13 protein-coding genes are annotated in these 15,500 nt (G+C 70.8%); 7 read left to right on the top strand and 6 right to left on the bottom strand.

What is annotated here, in order from left to right; genetic code table 11:
• Nucleotides 1-76: 76 nt before the first annotated feature.
• From Q0283_RS04480 to Q0283_RS04470, 3 genes are read right to left on the bottom strand one after another with little or no spacing between them, the layout of a single operon-like run.
• Complete coding sequence (locus Q0283_RS04480; protein WP_183529882.1) at nt 77-2,542, bottom strand: GNAT family N-acetyltransferase; 2,466 nt, start codon at nt 2,540-2,542, stop codon at nt 77-79.
• A complete protein-coding gene (locus Q0283_RS04475) occupies nt 2,539-3,861 on the bottom strand; it encodes a lysine N(6)-hydroxylase/L-ornithine N(5)-oxygenase family protein (protein ID WP_183529880.1) in 1,323 nt (440 codons plus the stop codon). The genes Q0283_RS04480 and Q0283_RS04475 overlap by 4 nt, the downstream gene beginning before the upstream one ends.
• A complete protein-coding gene (locus tag Q0283_RS04470) occupies nt 3,858-5,447 on the bottom strand; it encodes an aspartate aminotransferase family protein (RefSeq protein WP_298043304.1) in 1,590 nt (529 codons plus the stop codon). The genes Q0283_RS04475 and Q0283_RS04470 overlap by 4 nt, the downstream gene beginning before the upstream one ends.
• Nucleotides 5,448-5,641: 194 nt before the next feature.
• Here Q0283_RS04470 and paaZ point away from each other — a divergent pair, with 194 nt between their 5' ends.
• Complete coding sequence (paaZ, locus tag Q0283_RS04465) at nt 5,642-7,771, top strand: phenylacetic acid degradation bifunctional protein PaaZ (RefSeq protein ID WP_010144914.1); 2,130 nt, start codon at nt 5,642-5,644, stop codon at nt 7,769-7,771.
• Between the two features lie 80 nt (nt 7,772-7,851).
• On the opposite strand, the gene Q0283_RS04460 is transcribed toward paaZ, so the two are convergent.
• The 3 genes from Q0283_RS04460 to paaI all read right to left on the bottom strand — a co-directional run bounded on the left by Q0283_RS04460 (nt 7,852) and on the right by paaI (nt 10,383).
• Nucleotides 7,852-8,466, bottom strand: a complete 615-nt coding sequence (locus Q0283_RS04460; protein WP_183529878.1) for a TetR/AcrR family transcriptional regulator — start codon at nt 8,464-8,466, stop codon at nt 7,852-7,854.
• Nucleotides 8,467-8,528: 62 nt separating this feature from the next.
• Complete coding sequence (locus tag Q0283_RS04455) at nt 8,529-9,848, bottom strand: phenylacetate--CoA ligase family protein (protein ID WP_298043301.1); 1,320 nt, start codon at nt 9,846-9,848, stop codon at nt 8,529-8,531.
• A gap of 55 nt (nt 9,849-9,903) precedes the next feature.
• Nucleotides 9,904-10,383 (bottom strand): hydroxyphenylacetyl-CoA thioesterase PaaI, encoded by a 480-nt coding sequence (paaI, locus tag Q0283_RS04450; protein ID WP_255459779.1) that lies wholly within the window; start codon nt 10,381-10,383, stop codon nt 9,904-9,906.
• A 226-nt stretch (nt 10,384-10,609) separates the two neighbouring features.
• On the opposite strand from paaI, the gene paaA reads away from it, so the two are divergent.
• From paaA to Q0283_RS04420, 6 genes are all read left to right on the top strand, one after another.
• Nucleotides 10,610-11,599, top strand: coding sequence for a 1,2-phenylacetyl-CoA epoxidase subunit PaaA (paaA, locus tag Q0283_RS04445; protein ID WP_010144918.1), 990 nt, complete (start codon nt 10,610-10,612; stop codon nt 11,597-11,599).
• On the top strand, nt 11,596-11,910 hold the full coding sequence (paaB, locus tag Q0283_RS04440; protein ID WP_010144920.1) for a 1,2-phenylacetyl-CoA epoxidase subunit PaaB: 315 nt from the start codon (nt 11,596-11,598) through the stop codon (nt 11,908-11,910). The genes paaA and paaB overlap by 4 nt, the downstream gene beginning before the upstream one ends.
• On the top strand, nt 11,907-12,779 hold the full coding sequence (gene paaC / locus Q0283_RS04435; protein ID WP_183529874.1) for a 1,2-phenylacetyl-CoA epoxidase subunit PaaC: 873 nt from the start codon (nt 11,907-11,909) through the stop codon (nt 12,777-12,779). Before paaB ends, paaC begins: the two co-directional genes overlap by 4 nt.
• Nucleotides 12,780-12,831: 52 nt before the next feature.
• The gene (gene paaD / locus Q0283_RS04430) at nt 12,832-13,338 is read left to right on the top strand and encodes a 1,2-phenylacetyl-CoA epoxidase subunit PaaD (protein WP_183529872.1); all 507 of its coding nucleotides are present in this window, start codon (nt 12,832-12,834) and stop codon (nt 13,336-13,338) included.
• Nucleotides 13,335-14,510: a 1,2-phenylacetyl-CoA epoxidase subunit PaaE gene (paaE, locus tag Q0283_RS04425; protein WP_183529870.1), complete on the top strand. Its 1,176-nt coding sequence runs from the start codon at nt 13,335-13,337 to the stop codon at nt 14,508-14,510. The genes paaD and paaE overlap by 4 nt, the downstream gene beginning before the upstream one ends.
• A gap of 98 nt (nt 14,511-14,608) precedes the next feature.
• Nucleotides 14,609-15,412 (top strand): enoyl-CoA hydratase/isomerase family protein, encoded by an 804-nt coding sequence (locus tag Q0283_RS04420; RefSeq protein ID WP_183529868.1) that lies wholly within the window; start codon nt 14,609-14,611, stop codon nt 15,410-15,412.
• The last annotated feature ends 88 nt before the right edge of the window (nt 15,413-15,500 follow it).

Genomic DNA, 15,500 nt, shown 5'->3' with positions numbered 1-15,500 from the left:
GGCTCCTGGGGAGCCCACGCGACCGTGGCCCGGACCATCACGGTCCGGGCCACGGTCGTCCTCGGCTCCCGCCCCGCTAGGAACGCACGGCGGCCGCCGCGGCCAGGGGGTTGTCCAGCTCCCCGGCGTAGGCGAGCGAGCCGGCCGGATCCGCCAGGTCCACCATCTGCTGGTTGTTGCGCAATTGCAGGCGGTTCAGGCAGGACAGCCGGAAGGTGGGCTCCAGCAGGCGCAGGGAGTCGAAACGGTCCGCGGACTCGGGGTGCCGGGCCCGGTACGCCGTCAGCCGCGAGGCCACCACGGCCCAGAAGCCCTCCTCGGTGATGAGCCCCTCGCGCACGAGCAACGGGGCCAGGAACCGCAGGAAGCAGTCCACGACGTCCGTCAGGATGGACAGGCCGTGGTCCTCGGGGTCCACCTCGGCGCGCAGGCGGCGGACGACCTCCGGCAGCAGGGTGCGCTCGCCCAGCACGGCGACCTCCTCGGCCAGGTCCTTGAGCAGCACCCGCACCGGGACACCGTCCCGCAGCACCAGGATCACGTTCTCCCCGTGGGGCATGAACACCAGGTCGTGGCGGACCAGGCAGTGCACGATCGGCACGAGGTAGGCCTCGAGATAGCGCTCCAGCCAGTCGGCCGTCTCCAGCCCCGAGCGCCGGACGAGGGCGGCCACGAAGGGTGTGCCCCGGGCGTCCACGTGCAGCAGCGAGGCCATGGTGGCCAGGGCCTCGCCCTGCCCGATGCGCTCGGCCGGGGACTCCCGCCACAGGGCGGCGAGCATCTTGCGGTAGGCCGAGTGCCGGTCCGTGGCCGCGTGGAACAACGGGTTCGAGTACCCGACGGCGGCCGTCTCCCGCAACAGCTGGACCCGGGACGGGTCCAGCTCGGGATCGTCGGCGAACAGCCCGGCCAGCCAGTCGTTGATCGCCGGCGTGGCGTCCATGTACGCCGCGGACAGGCCGCGCAGGAACCCCATGTTGAGCACGGACAGGGCCGTCTTCACGTAATGACGTCCCGGAGCGGTCCGGTTCATGAAGGTCCGGATGGACTGCTGCGGCTGGTACAGGTCCGCGGAGGGGCCGAGATGGACGAGGTGGCCCGTGGCGACATCCCCGGCGAACGTGACGGCCAGGCGGTTGCGCCACTGCCAGGGGTGCACCGGCAGCGGGAGGAAGTCGTCCGGGTCCAGCCCCGTGCGGTGGCAGGCCTCGACGAGGCGGCGCCGGAACACCGCCCGCTGCTCCGGTCCCAGCTCGGCCTCGAGCAGGGAGTCCAGGTCGAGCCCCTCCACGGCCGAGAACCGGGCCCGGGAGCTGTGGGCCGCGACCCACTCGAGCCGGATCGCCGATCCCGTCTCGGGCGCCAGGTCCAGGTAGTCCTCGGCGCCCAGGCCGAGCCGGCCGTTGTTCGCCACGAAGCAGGGATGCCCCTCGGTCATGGCGGCCTCGATCCGCTGGAAGTCCGCCAGCGGGTCCCCGGTGCCGGCCGCGAGTTCCTCCGCCGTGGCGGTGGAGTGCAGTTGCTTGTAGCAGTGCGAGGCGAGTGTGCTGCCGACCTCCTCCAGGTACACGGGCAACTGCCGGTCCGAGATGCCCAGGGGTTCCCGGAACGCCGTGATGAAGCGCTGGGCGTCCGGCGCGGCCGGGTGCCAGGCGGTGCCGTCCGGGGCGCCGGTCCCGTCCTGCGCCCCGGCCGGGACCCGTTCCTCGCAGGTCAGTGACCCGGGGTCGAGGTCCCAGTGCTCCAGCGCGTGGCGACGGGCCCGGAAGCGGTAGCGCACCCCGGGGCCGTGCAGGACCCACCGCTGCCCGGCCGGGTCGTCACCGGTGGCCGGGTCGGGGCCGGGGGCCAGGAGGCGCTCGTGCGAGAACTCCGCGATGGCCTTGGCGGTCACGTGGCGGTTCGCCGCAGCCCAGCGTTCCGGGTTGAGGTGGGGCACCGCACCGCTGGGACGCCCCGTCGCCGCGGCGAAGTCCACCCGCGTGCAGTACGAGAGCTGGGCCGTCTTGGCCGGGGCGCCATCGGCGGCGGGCAGCTCCACGCGCCCGGCCGGACGGAACCCACACCGGGCGTTGAGCGCCTGGATCGCCGTGTTGCGGGCGTCCGGTTCCACCACGACGCGCACCACGGCGGGGTCGGCGAAGAGGTGTGCCAGGGCCGCGTCCATCGCGGCGGCGCTGAAACCGGCCTCGGGGCCCCCGGCGCCGGCCGGATGGGGGAGCAACAGGTGCAGCCCGGCGTCACCGTGACGCCAGGGGTAGCGGCCGGCCAGCACCGAGTGGGCCGGGTCGTAGGTCTCCAGCAGGAAGGCCGGCAGGCCGTCTCGTCGACCGTCCAGGGCCAGCAGCGCGGCGTGATGCGGATCGGCCGCGATCCGCTCGTGCTCGGCCCGGACCTCCGCCTCGCCGGCGCACTCCATGCCCCAGAACCGGGCCCGCGGCGTGGCCAGCCAGGAGTGCAGGAGCGCGGCGTCCGCGTCGGGGCGGACAGGACGGAACGTGAACCGGGGCCGGTGGTCCCCCGTGGCTGTCGGGCTGGTCATCGCAGTGCCTCCTCGAGGATGGCGGTCGATCGGGTGGGTGTGGTGAGGTTCTCGGCACCGGGGGAGCCGAACGCCTGGAAGGCGATCCGGTCCTCGACGGCGTAGTGCTCCCGCCCCGCCAGGCGGTTGACGAGGACGGAATTGCGGTACGCGCCCATGCCGAGGTCCGGGGCCGTGAACCCGTGGGTGTGCAGTTCGGCGTTCTGGACGAACACGTCGCCGTGCACCCCGATGCCGTAACCGCGGTCCACGTCCCACCGGCCGTCCGGCAACCGGGACAGGCGGTCCTCGATGCCCCGCAGGAACCGGGGTTCCCGGTAGCCGTACCCGGTGGCCAGCACGAGGGCGTCGACGGTCGTGCCGTGCACCCCGCCGTCGTCGGCGTGGCGCAGGGTCAGTCGCAGCCGGCCCGCGTCCTCCCGCACGTCCTCCAGGGCGGTCGAGGTCCGCAGGGTGGCCGGAGCCGGTCCGTGGACGCTGGCCTCGTAGAGCATGTCGTAGATGCGGTCGAGCAGCTCGGCGTTGACTCCCTTGTACAGCGGTGCGTGCGAGGCACCCAGCCGGTCCCGGACCTGCTGGGGCAGGGAGGTGAAGTGGTCCACGTAGTCCGGGGAGGTCATCTCCAGCGTGGGCTTCGTGTACTCCAGGGGGAAGAACCTCGGCGAGCGGGTGAGCCATTCCACGTGCCGGTCCTGCCCCGGGCGGCCCAGCAGGTCCGCGAACACCTCGGCGGCGCTCTGCCCGCTGCCCACGACCGCGATGCGGCCGGCCTCCGCGAGGCGCTCCCGGGCGGGGAGGTAGCCGGAGGAGTGCACGACGCGCGGGTCCTCGCGCAGGGCGGCGGGGACGGCGTCGGGCAGGAGGGGATCCGTGCCGGTGCCCAGCACCAGGTTCCGGCCCCGCAGGGTCCGGGGCCCGTCGGGCGTGTGCGCGGTGACCCGGTAGGCGTCGCCGTCGTGCTCGACGGCGACGACCCGGTGGCCGTAGCGCACCGGCAGCCGGTGTGCGGCCCAGGCCAGGTAGCGGGAGTATTCCGAGCGCAGCGCGTGGAAGTCCTCCCGGATGTAGAAGGGGTACAGGCGCCCGGACTCCTTCAGGAAGGCCAGGAAGGACAGCGGGTGGGTGGGGTCGGCGAGGGTCACCAGGTCGGCCAGGAAGGGGACCTGCAGGTGGGTGCCCTCGAGCATCATGCCCGGATGCCACTGCGGTCCCTCCCGCGACTCCAGGACCACGGCATCGAGCCCGGCGGGCACCGCCAGTGCGGCGAAGCCGAGGTTGAACGGCCCGGCGCCGACGGCGATCACGTCATGGGTGCTCATGCCGTCACCTCCGCGGGGGTGAGGGCCCGGCCGTGCCGGACGATCCCGGCCAGGATCCCGGCGACGTCCGCGGACGTGGTGCGGGGATTGAGCAGGGTCAGCTTGAGGTGACGCCGGCCCCCGACGGTGGTGGCGGCGACCATGGCCTCGCCCGAGCGGTAGAGGGCCCCGCGGATCGCGTCGTTGAGCTCGTCGACCGCTGCCGGCCCGGGGGCCTCTCCCGGGGCCCACGGCCCCGGATCCAGCTCCGGCTCGTAGCGGAAGACGACCATGCCCAGGTGCACGGGAGCGGCCAGGGCCAGTCCGGGGCACGCCTCGACCTGCCGGCCGGCGTCGGCCGCGAGGTCGAGCGTCGCGTCGAACATGGCGCCGAGGGCCTCGTGGCCCACGGAGCGCAGAGTGACCCAGAGCTTGAGCGCGTCGAAGCGGCGGGTGGTCTGCAGCGACTTGTCCACCTGGTTCGGGCTGGCGGGGTCCCGGCCCGGATTCAGGTAGTCGGCGTGGTGGGTGATGTGCGCGAACCGTGCCCCGTCCCGGACCAGCAGGGCGCTGGACCCGATGGGCTGGAAGAAGGACTTGTGGAAGTCGACGGTCACCGAGTCCGCCAGCTCGATGCCGTCCAGCAGGTGGCGGCGCGTCGGCGAGGCCAGCAGCCCGCAGCCGTAGGCCGCGTCGACGTGGAACCAGGCGCCGGCGGCCCGGGCGGCCCCGGCGGAGGCGGCCAGCGGGTCGATCGCGCCGAAGTCGGTGGTGCCGGCCGTGGCGACGACGGCCAGGGGGCGAAGGCCCTGGGCGAGGTCGCGGGCGATCGCGCGTTCCAGGGCCACCGGGTCCATGCGGTGGTCGCCGTCCACGGGGATGCCCACCACCGCCTCCGCGCCGAGTCCCAGCTGGGACGCAGAGCGCACGATGCTGAAGTGGCTCTCCTGCGAGGCGTAGACCCGCAGTCCCCGCAACCGTTCGGGGAGGGGGCCCGGGAGGGTGGCCACCGCACGGTTGCGGGCCATCAGCAGGGCCTGCAGGTTCGACTGTGTCCCCCCGCTGCCGAAGATCCCGTCCGCTTCCGCGCCCAGCCCCGCCAGCGAGGCGGCCCAGTCCACGAGGCGCCGTTCGATGAACGTGGCGCCGGCGGACTGGTCCCAGGTGTCCATGGACGAGTTGATGCTGCTGACCCAGGCCTCGGCCGCCACGGCGGGCACGGCCACCGGGCAGTTGAGGTGCGCCGCGTAGCGCGGGTGGTGGAAGTACACCGCGTCGTCCAGGTAGAGCGCCACCGCCTCCTCGAGGGCGGCCTCGGTCGAGCCGAGCGGCACCTTCAGGTCGACGCCGTCGAGCCTGCTCTCGAGGTCGTCGGCGGCGGGACCCGTGGTGGGGCCCGGAGCCCGGACGAGGGCCTCCGCGGCCAGCAGTGCCGCCGCGCCGTGGTCCCGGAGGAAGTCCCCGGCGGTGTCCCCGGACAGGAGCACGCTCGCGGCTGCCGGGCTGGCCCGCGACGGCGGCGGAGCCCCGGGATCCCGGCCGGTGCAAGGACCGGCCCCGGTCCCCGACGGCGGATCCCGGCGGACGGCTGAACTGGTGGAGGTCATGGTGGTCCTTCCAAGTGAGGTTAGCCTTACCTAAGGCTGGACCATTAAACGCACACCGATAGGCTCTAATTCAACTGGCCATATGGACAGGGTGGCGCGGGAGGGTCGGCAGGGGAGAAATCGCTGTGCGCTGCGCCACCATCCTGTTAGGGTGGACGCAATACTGACCGATCGTTCAGAAAGGTAGTGCCCGGATGACCACGCAGACCGCCGCGCCCACCGTCCCCAGCTACGTCCTCGACGAGTGGTGGACCCCCGGGGCCGACTCCCGGACCACCGACGTCCTCGATGCCAGCACCGGTGAGACCCTCGCCCGGTACGGCGCGGAGGGCCTCGACCTCGGCGCCGTCCTGGAGCACGGCCGGACCGTCGGCCAGCGCGAACTGGGGAAGCTGACCCTCCATGAGCGCGCCCTCAAGCTCAAGGAGCTGGCCCTCTACCTCAACGAGCACCGCAAGGACCTCTACGAGCTGTCCCACCGCACCGGTGCCACGAAGGTGGACAACATGGTGGACATCGACGGTGGCATCGGCGTGCTGTTCACTTTCTCCTCGAAGGGCCGCCGTGAACTGCCGAACTCCAACGTCATCCAGGACGGCGGGATCGAGCCGCTGTCCAAGGACGGCTCCTTCATCGGCACGCACGTCTACACCCGCATCCCGGGCGTGGCCGTGCAGGTCAACGCGTTCAACTTCCCGGTCTGGGGCATGCTCGAGAAGTTCGCCCCAGCGTTCATCGCCGGCGTGCCGACCGTGGTCAAGCCCGCCACCCCCACCGGGTACGTCAGCGAGGCCGCGGTGCGGTTGATGGTCGACTCGGGGATCCTGCCGGCCGGTTCCCTGCAGCTGATCTCCGGTTCCGCCCGGGGCCTGCTGGACGTCATGGACTACCGGGACATGATGCTCTTCACCGGCTCCGCGACCACCGCCCAGTCCCTGAAGTCCCACCCGAACGTCATCTCCGGCGGCGTCCGGTTCTCCGCCGAGACCGACTCGCTCAACGCGGCCATCCTCGGCCCCGACGCCGTGGAGGGCACCCCCGAATTCGAGGCCTTCGTCAAGGCCGTGGTCACCGAGATGACCGTCAAGGCCGGCCAGAAGTGCACCGCGATCCGCCGCACCATTGTTCCCGAGGCCCAGCGCGAGGCCGTGGCCTCGGCGATCGCGGCCCGGATCGAGCAGCGCGTGGTCGTGGGTGACCCGCGCGCCGAGGGCGTGACCATGGGCGCGCTCGCCTCGTTGGCACAGCTCCAGGACGTGCGCGGCGCCGTCGAGGACATGCTCGCCGCCGGAGGCGAGCTCGCCTACGGCAGCCTGGACGCACCCACGGTGCGCACCGCCAGCGGTGAGGACGCCGTGGTGAAGGACGGGGCCTTCATGTCCCCGGTGCTGCTGACCTGGGCGGACGCGGAGAACGAGGTGGTCCACTCCCGTGAGGCCTTCGGTCCAGTGACCTCCCTGATCGGCTACACCGACCTGGACGACGCCGTGCGCCTGGCCGCCCGCGGCTCCGGCTCGCTCGTCGCCACCGTCTGCACCAACGACCCGGAGGTGGCCCGCGAGGTGACCGTCGGGATCGCCGGTCACCACGGGCGTGTGCACCTGCTCAACCGCGAGACCGCCAAGACCTCCACCGGCCACGGCTCGCCTGTCCCGCACCTGGTCCACGGCGGACCGGGCCGCGCCGGCGGTGGCGAGGAGCTCGGCGGCGTCCGTTCCGTCAAGCACCACATGCAGCGCACGGCCCTGCAGGGTTCCCCGAACCTGCTGACCGCCGTCACCGGCGTCTGGCAGACCGGTGCGGACCGGCAGATCGCCGGTTCGGAGGCCTACGGCGCGGAACCGGGCAACGTGCACCCGTTCCGCAAGTCCCTGGCCGAGCTGCGCATCGGCGACGCACTGGCCTCCGACCTGCGCCAGGTCACCCAGGAGGACATCACCGCCTTCGCGAACACCACGGGGGACACCTTCTACGCCCACGTGAACCCGAAGGCCGCCGAGGCCAACCCGTTCTTCCCGGGCACCGTGGCGCACGGCTACCTGCTCGTGGCCTGGGGCGCCGGGCTCTTCGTGGAACCGGCGCCGGGCCCGGTGCTGGCCAACTACGGCCTGGAGAACCTGCGGTTCATCACCCCGGTGGCCGCCGGGGACTCCATCCGGATCACGCTGACCGCCAAGAAGATCACCCCGCGCGTGACCGACGAGTACGGCGAGGTGGCCTGGGACGCCATCATCCACAACCAGAAGGATGAGATCGTGGCGACCTACGACGTCCTGACCCTGGTGGAGAAGGAAGACGTCACCTACAAGAACTGGACCGACTGACCCCGTCGGGCCACCTCGGCTCATGAGAGAGGCCGCCTCCCCGTCTGGGGAGGCGGCCTCTGCCGTGGGCGAGACGGCGCTCAGTCGCGGGCGCGCAGTCCGTCCACGATCATCGCGATCGCGTTCTCCTCGACCTCCTGGGGGGTGGCCGGCCCGTCGGGCCGGTACCACTCCACGAGGGAGTTGATCATGCCGAACATCAGCCGGGTGGTGGTCCGGGGCTCGATGTCGGCGCGCACCTTCCCGTCCTGCTGCGCGGTGATCATCAGCTCGGTGACCTTGCGGTCCACCGACCGGCGGCGCTCGAGCGCCTGGCGCTCGATCTCGGTGTTGCCGCGCAGGCGCAGCAGCAGGGTCACGTAGGGCTGGCGTTCGATCAGCACGCGGATGGTCGAGCGCAGCATGAACTCCAGGCGCTGGATCGAGGTGCCCGTGAGGGCCTGCTCGTGCTGGCCGATCGCCTCGAGGGGGACCAGTGCCTCGTCCAGGGCCAGTCGCAGCAGGTCCCCCTTGGAGGGCACGTGGTGGTAGATCGCCGACTTGCTGACGCCGAGCTCGTCGGCGAGCATGCCCATCGACGTGGCGTCGTATCCGTGGCGGTTGAACACCTGGACGGCGACCTGCAGGACGGATTCCTGGTCGTATCCGGGCCGGCCCCGCCGGGGTGTGGCGGTGGTCTTGGGCGCGGTGGGCACTGGTTGCTCCTTGGGAACAGTCGTCCCCCGGGGACCGTGTGGGTTCCCGGGGGACGCGGTGATCAGAGGTTGCGGAGGTCGTGGATCCGCTTCAGTTTACCCACCGAGCGGGGCAGGGACTCCGGGTCCACCACGTCGATCTGGCACGAGGAGCCGACGTGGATCTTGATGAGCTTCTGCAGTTCGCTCGCGGCCGCGACGGCGCGGTCGGAGGTGCAGTCGACGCGGCGCTCGATCTTCACGGCCAGCTGGTCCATGCGGCCCGGGCGGGTGATCTCGAGCTGGAAGTGCGGCGAGAGGCCCTCGACCTTCAGGGCCAGCTCCTCGATCTGGCTCGGGAACACGTTCACCCCGCGCAGGATGATCATGTCGTCCGAGCGGCCCGTGATCCGGCCCATGCGCCGGTGGCCCGGACGCTCGGTGCCCGGCAGCAGGCGGGACAGGTCGTGGGTGCGGTACCGGATGATCGGCAGGGCCTGCTTGGTCAGCGCGGTGAACACGAGCTCGCCGGGCTCGCCGTCGCCGAGGACCTTGGTCTCGTCGAAGGGGTCCAGGATCTCCGGGCGGAAGTGGTCCTCCCAGATGTGGCAGCCGTCCTTGGTGCGGTAGGACTCACCGGCCACGCCGGGGCCCATGACCTCGGACAGGCCGTAGATGTCACACGCGTGGATGTCGAACATCTGCTCGAGCTCGTGGCGCATCTCCTCGGTCCACGGCTCGGCGCCGAGGACGCCGACCTTCAGGGAGGTCTGCCGCGGGTCCAGGCCCATGCGCTGCATGGCGTCGCCGATGGTCAGCAGGTAGGTCGGGGTGCACAGGATGGCGTCCGGCTTGAAGTCGTTGATCAGGGTGATCTGCTTCTCGGTCTGGCCGCCGGACATCGGGATCACGGTGGTGCCCAGGTACTCCGCCGCGGCGTGGGCGCCCATGCCGCCGGTGAACAGCCCGTAGCCGTAGGCGTTGTGGACCTTCCAGCCCCGCTGGATCCCGGACAGGCGCATGCACCGGGCGCCGAGCTTGGCCCAGTCGGTGAGGTCCTGCTTGGTGTAGCCGACGACGGTGGCGCGGCCGGTGGTGCCCGAGGAGGCGTGGATCCGGGCGACCTCCGGCTGCGGGACGGCGAACATGCCGAAGGGGTAGGTCTTGCGCAGGTCCTCCTTGTCCGTGAAGGGGAACTTGGCCAGGTCCGAGAGCTCCTTGAGGTCGGAGGGGTGCACGCCGACGGCGTCGTACTTCTCCTTGTACAGGGGGACGCGGTCGTAGGCGTAGGCGACCGTGTGCTGGAGGCGCTCCAGCTGCAGCGACTCGATCTGGTCGCGGCTCATGGTCTCCTCGGGATCCAGTCCCGCGGTCGATTCTTGGGTGGTCAGGGTCTCAGTCATCGAAGGCCTTACTCGTGCTGGGGTGTGGGGTGTTCTTCAGGGGTGGGGGAGGGGCTCAGCGGGCGGCCACGGTGCGTGACCGGCCGCGGAACTCGGCGATCACCTCGGTACCGCCCCCGGGCAGGGACTGCAGGACCTGGATATCGTAGATCCCGCTGCGGCCCGACTGCTGACGGCGGTTCGCCACCGCGGTCAGCAACCGGCCCGGGATGCCGGGCTTGAGGAAGTTGATGTCCACCCCGGAGGCCACCGTCATCGTCTCGTCCGAGCCCTCGGGCGGGTTGCAGGCCATCGCGAAGGCCGAGTCGGCGAAGGCGAAGATCATGCCGCCGTGGGCGATCCCGAAGCCGTTCAGCATCTCCGGGCGCAGGGTCATGGTGATGGTGGCGTGTCCGTCCGTGACGGCCTCCACCCCGATCCCCATCCACTCGCTGGCGTGGTCCCCGGCCAGGACGGCATGGTGCTCGCCCAGGGGGCGGGCCGCGGGGGACGGACTCTCGGACGCTACTTCCGTGGCGGTGCCAGGCGTGGTCATGCGCGCTCCCAACTTTCTTTACCGAACGATCATTAGGTAATCCTAGAATGTGATGTGGGTCAAGTTGTGAAGCACCGATCCGGCCCGGGGCTGTTGACGGGGTCACAGGTGGTGTATATATACTGAACGAGCGGTCAGTAAATATGAGCGCGACTGACCTGACCTGACCACGGCGCGCGGCGATTCTCCTGCCAGCGCCGACACTCCAGAGAATGAGGTGGGCACCATGGCCGAACAGACGACGAGCGGCGGGCACCTGAGCGCCGTCCTGTCCCCCGAGGACGAGGCGGGCCAGCGGCGCTTCGACGCGATCATCGAGCAGGACTCCCGGATCGAGCCCCGTGACTGGATGCCGGAGGCCTACCGGAAGTCCCTGACCCGGCAGATGAGCCAACACGCGCACTCCGAGATCATCGGCATGCAGCCGGAGGCGAACTGGATCACCCGCGCCCCGAGCCTGAAGCGCAAGTCCATCCTGATCGCCAAGGTCCAGGACGAGGCCGGTCACGGCCTCTACCTGTACAGCTCCACCGAGACCCTCGGCACGGACCGCGACACCCTGAACGATCAGCTGATGTCCGGCCGCGCCAAGTACTCCTCGATCTTCAACTACCCGGCGCGCACCTGGGCGGACATGGGTGCGATCGGCTGGCTCGTCGACGGCGCCGCGATCGCCAACCAGGTCCCGCTGTGCCGCGCCTCCTACGGCCCCTACGGTCGCGCCATGGTGCGCATCTGCAAGGAGGAGTCCTTCCACCAGCGCCAGGGCTTCGAGATCCTGCTCGAGCTGGCCAACGGCACCGAGGCCCAGAAGAAGATGGCCCAGGACGCGATCAACCGCTTCTACGCCCCGGCCCTGATGATGTTCGGCCCCTCGGACAACGACTCCCCGAACTCGAAGCAGTCCATGGCCTGGAACGTCAAGCGCTTCTCGAACGACGACCTGCGCCAGCGCTTCGTCGGCATGATCGCCGAGCAGGTCAAGGTCCTCGGCCTCACCCTGCCGGACCCGGAGCTCCGCTATGACGAGGAGACCGGCCAGTGGATCCACATGGAGCTGGACTGGGACGAGTTCAACCGGGTCATCAAGGGCGGCGGCCCCTGCAACTCCCAGCGCATGGCCCGTCGCCGCGAGGCGCACGAAGAGGGCGCCTGGGTCCGCGAGGCCGCGTCCGCCTACGCCCGTAAGCAGCAGATGAAGGAACAGGTGGCATGACCATGAGCAACACGTCGAACAACGGATCGTCCGCCGGCTGGCCCCTGTGGGAGGTCTTCGTGCGTTCCTCGCGCGGCCTGTCCCACGTGCACGCCGGCTCCCTGCACGCCCCGGACGCCGAGATGGCCGTCCGCAACGCCCGGGACCTCTACACCCGCCGCAACGAGGGCGTGTCCCTGTGGGTCGTGCGCTCCGAGGACATCCTGACCTCGGATCCGGACGCCAAGGACGCCATGTTCGAGTCGCCCAAGGGCAAGGACTACCGTCACGCCACGTACTACACCAAGAGCGAAGGGGTGAAGCACCTGTGAGCGCTCCCTCCGGCCAGACCACGGACCACAGCCTGGACAGCTTCGGCGACGCCACCGCCTCGGCCACGCGCGTCACCCCGGGCAACGCCCTGCGCCCCGAGGACATCGCGCTGCAGGACACCGCCCCGGCGACCGAGGCGATCGCCCAGTACGCCCTGCGGCTGGGCGATGACGCGCTCATCTACTCCCAGCGCATGGCCCACTGGGTCTCGCGTGCCCCGGAGCTGGAAGAGGACATCGCCCTCGGCAACATCACCCTGGACCAGCTCGGCCACGCCCGCTCCTTCCTGACCTACGCCGGCAAGAAGTGGGACAAGACCGAGGACGACCTGGCCTACTGGCGCGAGGAGGAGGAGTTCACCTCCGTCCACCTCGTCGAGCAGCCGAACGGCGACTTCGCCGAGACGATCGTCCGGGCCCTGTTCCTGAGCATCTACCAGCACATGGTGTACACCCGCCTGCTGGAGTCCTCGGACGGGACCCTGTCCGCCATCGCGGCCAAGGCGCTCAAGGAGGTCGACTACCACCTCGAGCACGCCGAGCTGTGGACCCTGCGCCTGGGCTCGGGCACCGAGGAATCGGCCCGCCGGATGCGCCGCGCGCTGGAGAAGCTGTGGCCGTACGTCGACGAGCTGTTCCAGGACGAGCCGCTGTACGACGAGCTCGAGGGCATCGCCCCGCGCCCGTCCACGCTGCGCGAGGAGTGGACCGCCCGGCTCACCGACATACTCGGGCGTGCGGAGCTCTCCGTGCCCGAGGTCCCGTTCGCGATGGCCTACGGCCGTCGCGGCGAGCACTCCGAGCACCTGGGCTACATCCTGGCGGAGATGCAGGTCCTGGCGCGGAAGCACCCCGGGGCGACCTGGTAACCCGCTGCCCGTCCCCGCATCACCGCCGAACCGTGAAGACGGAGGAAGCACCATGACCACCATCCCCACCCCCACCGCCGGCACCAGCCGGCTGTACGAGATCGCCTCGAAGGTGACCGACCCCGAGATCCCGGTGCTCACCATCGCCGACCTCGGGATCCTGCGCGACGTCACCGCGGACCGCGACGGCACCGTCGTCGTGACCATCACCCCGACCTACTCGGGGTGCCCGGCGATGGACGTGATCGGCCAGGACCTCAAGACCGAGTTCCAGGCGGCGGGGTACGACAGGGTGCGGGTGGACCTGGTGCTCTCCCCGGCATGGTCCACGGACTGGATCACGGAGGAGGGCAAGGCCAAGCTCCAGGAGTACGGCATCGCCCCGCCCACCGGCAAGGGACACCGTGGCACGGTGACCCTCGGCATGGCAGTGAAGTGTCCTCGCTGCCACTCGCTGAACACCCGCGAAATCTCCCGCTTCGGGTCCACGGCCTGCAAGGCGCTGTACTCCTGCAAGGACTGCCTGGAACCCTTCGACTACTTCAAGGTGCTCTCATGACTGCAACTGAAACCGATTCCGCCCCCGCACGCCGTCGTGCGGCCTTCCACGAGCTCGAGGTGGCCGGGGTCCGGCGCCTGACGGCCGACGCCGTGGAGGTGACCTTCGCGGTCCCCGAGGAGCTGGCGGACGAGTACGACTACGCCCCCGGCCAGTACGTGGCCCTGCGCAAGGAGCTGCCGGACGCCGACGGCACCCTGCACGAGGTGCGCCGCAGCTACTCCATCTGCGCCGAGCCGAGGCCGGGCGAGGTCCGGGTGGCCATCAAGAGGGACCTGGGTGGCATCTTCTCCACGTGGGCGAACGAGAACCTCGCCGCCGGGGACACGATGGACGTGATGAGCCCGGCCGGGGCCTTCATCTCCAAGCACAAGATGACCGGGCTCAACGACCCGGAGTCGATCGACACCGACACCGAGCACACCTTCGTGGCGTTCGCCGCCGGTTCCGGCATCACCCCGGTGATCGCGATCGCCCGGACCGTGCTGGCGGCCAACGAGAAGGTCAGCTTCGACCTGGTCTACTCGAACAAGGCCGCCATGGACGTCATGTTCCTCGAGGAGCTGGCAGACCTGAAGGACCGCTACCCGTCCCGGTTCGCGCTGCACCACGTGCTGACCCGCGAGCAGCGGATCTCTCCGCTGCTGTCCGGCCGGATCGACAACGAGAAGCTGTCCACCCTGCTGTCCACCGTCATCCGCCCGGAGACCGTGGACGAGTGGTTCCTGTGCGGCCCGTTCGAGCTGGTCCAGATGGTCCGGGACGAACTGGCCGGGCTCGGCGTGGACTCGGACAAGGTCCGTTTCGAGCTGTTCACCACCGGTGACCCCACGAAGGGCCGCCCGGAGGGTCACATTGGCCGTCCGGTCGTGGTGGACGAGGCCGGCGACAACTTCGACATCACCTTCACCCTGGACGGGCTCCAGGGCGAGGTGAAGTCCCCCAAGGGCCAGCGCGAGACCGTGCTCAACGCGGCCCTGCGCGTCCGCCCGGACGTCCCGTTCGCGTGCGCCGGCGGCGTCTGCGGCACGTGCCGCGCCAAGGTCGTGGAGGGTTCCGTGGACATGGACGAGAACTACGCCCTCGAGACCGACGAGGTCGAGAAGGGCTACGTCCTGACCTGCCAGTCCCATCCCACCTCGGACAAGCTGGTCCTCAGCTTCGACGCCTGACACCGAACGCCGTCCCCGCCGCGATCCCGGCGGGGCCGGCGTCGTCCGTGCCCGGCGTCACCGCCCTGATACCCGCACCCACCGCCCAGGAGGCACGCATGATCGACCTGACCATCGCCGACGGGATCGCCGAAGTGGTCCTGAACGCCCCCGAGAAGATGAACGCCCTCAACGAGGAGGCGATCGCCGAACTGGGCGCGGCCTACGACGACGCCGCTGCCGCCGCCTCCCGCGGTGAGGTGCGGGCCCTGCTGCTGCGCGGCGAGGGGCGCGGGTTCTGCGCGGGGCGGGACATCTCCGCGGTCACCCCCGCGGACGACGACGTGATGGGCTACCTGGGGGACAAGGTCACCCCGCTGCTGCAGTCCATGAGCGCCTTCCCGGCGCCCACCTTCGCCGCCGTCCAGGGCGCCTGCCTGGGCGTGGGGCTGGGCCTGGCGATCGCCACGGACGTGGTCTACGTGGCCGAGAACGCCAAGATCGGCTCGCCGTTCGCCAACCTCGGCGCCACCCTGGACTCCGGCGGCCACTGGCTGTTCACCGAGCGCCTGGGCACCCACCGCACCCTGGACCTGATCTACACCGCCGAGCTGATCAGCGGGGCCGAGGCGGTCTCCTCCGGGCTGTTCTCCCGCGCCATGCCGGCGGAGTCGCTGCTCGAGGACACCCGGGCGATCGTGGCGAAGGTCGCCGGCGGGGCCACGGGGGCCTTCGTGGCCTCCAAGGGACTCGTGGCGCAGATCCGCGACGAGCGACTGGGCCTGTGGGACTCCATGGCGACCGAGAACCGGGCGCAGGCCGACCTGTGCGGCACGGAGGACTACGCCGAGGGCTTCGCCGCCTTCCAGCAGAAGCGCAAGCCGGAGTTCCGCGGGGTCTCCGGGACGTCCCTGCCGCGCTGACGCGCCGAGCCGTACCGCGCACGATGGCCCGGTCCCCGGTGGGGGGCCGGGCCTTCTGTCCCCCGGTCGTCCAGGCCCCCGCCCCCGT

This window comes from uncultured Citricoccus sp. (genome assembly GCF_937871995.1).
In the GTDB taxonomy this organism is placed as follows: domain Bacteria; phylum Actinomycetota; class Actinomycetes; order Actinomycetales; family Micrococcaceae; genus Citricoccus.
Note: the sequence above shows the minus strand (reverse complement) of the source record. Positions and strands in the feature narration are given on the sequence as shown.

Bases quoted from the DNA above. Each gene is read 5' to 3' on its own strand.
- paaE (WP_183529870.1), top strand. From the start codon at position 13,335: ATGACTGCAACTGAAACCGATTCCGCCCCCGCACGCCGTCGTGCGGCC.
- paaA (WP_010144918.1), top strand. From the start codon at position 10,610: ATGGCCGAACAGACGACGAGCGGCGGGCACCTGAGCGCCGTCCTGTCC.
- Q0283_RS04470 (WP_298043304.1), bottom strand. From the start codon at position 5,447: ATGACCTCCACCAGTTCAGCCGTCCGCCGGGATCCGCCGTCGGGGACC.
- Q0283_RS04475 (WP_183529880.1), bottom strand. From the start codon at position 3,861: ATGAGCACCCATGACGTGATCGCCGTCGGCGCCGGGCCGTTCAACCTC.
- paaI (WP_255459779.1), bottom strand. From the start codon at position 10,383: ATGACCACGCCTGGCACCGCCACGGAAGTAGCGTCCGAGAGTCCGTCC.
- Q0283_RS04455 (WP_298043301.1), bottom strand. From the start codon at position 9,848: ATGACTGAGACCCTGACCACCCAAGAATCGACCGCGGGACTGGATCCC.
- paaB (WP_010144920.1), top strand. From the start codon at position 11,596: ATGACCATGAGCAACACGTCGAACAACGGATCGTCCGCCGGCTGGCCC.
- paaZ (WP_010144914.1), top strand. From the start codon at position 5,642: ATGACCACGCAGACCGCCGCGCCCACCGTCCCCAGCTACGTCCTCGAC.
- paaD (WP_183529872.1), top strand. From the start codon at position 12,832: ATGACCACCATCCCCACCCCCACCGCCGGCACCAGCCGGCTGTACGAG.
- Q0283_RS04420 (WP_183529868.1), top strand. From the start codon at position 14,609: ATGATCGACCTGACCATCGCCGACGGGATCGCCGAAGTGGTCCTGAAC.
- Q0283_RS04480 (WP_183529882.1), bottom strand. From the start codon at position 2,542: ATGACCAGCCCGACAGCCACGGGGGACCACCGGCCCCGGTTCACGTTC.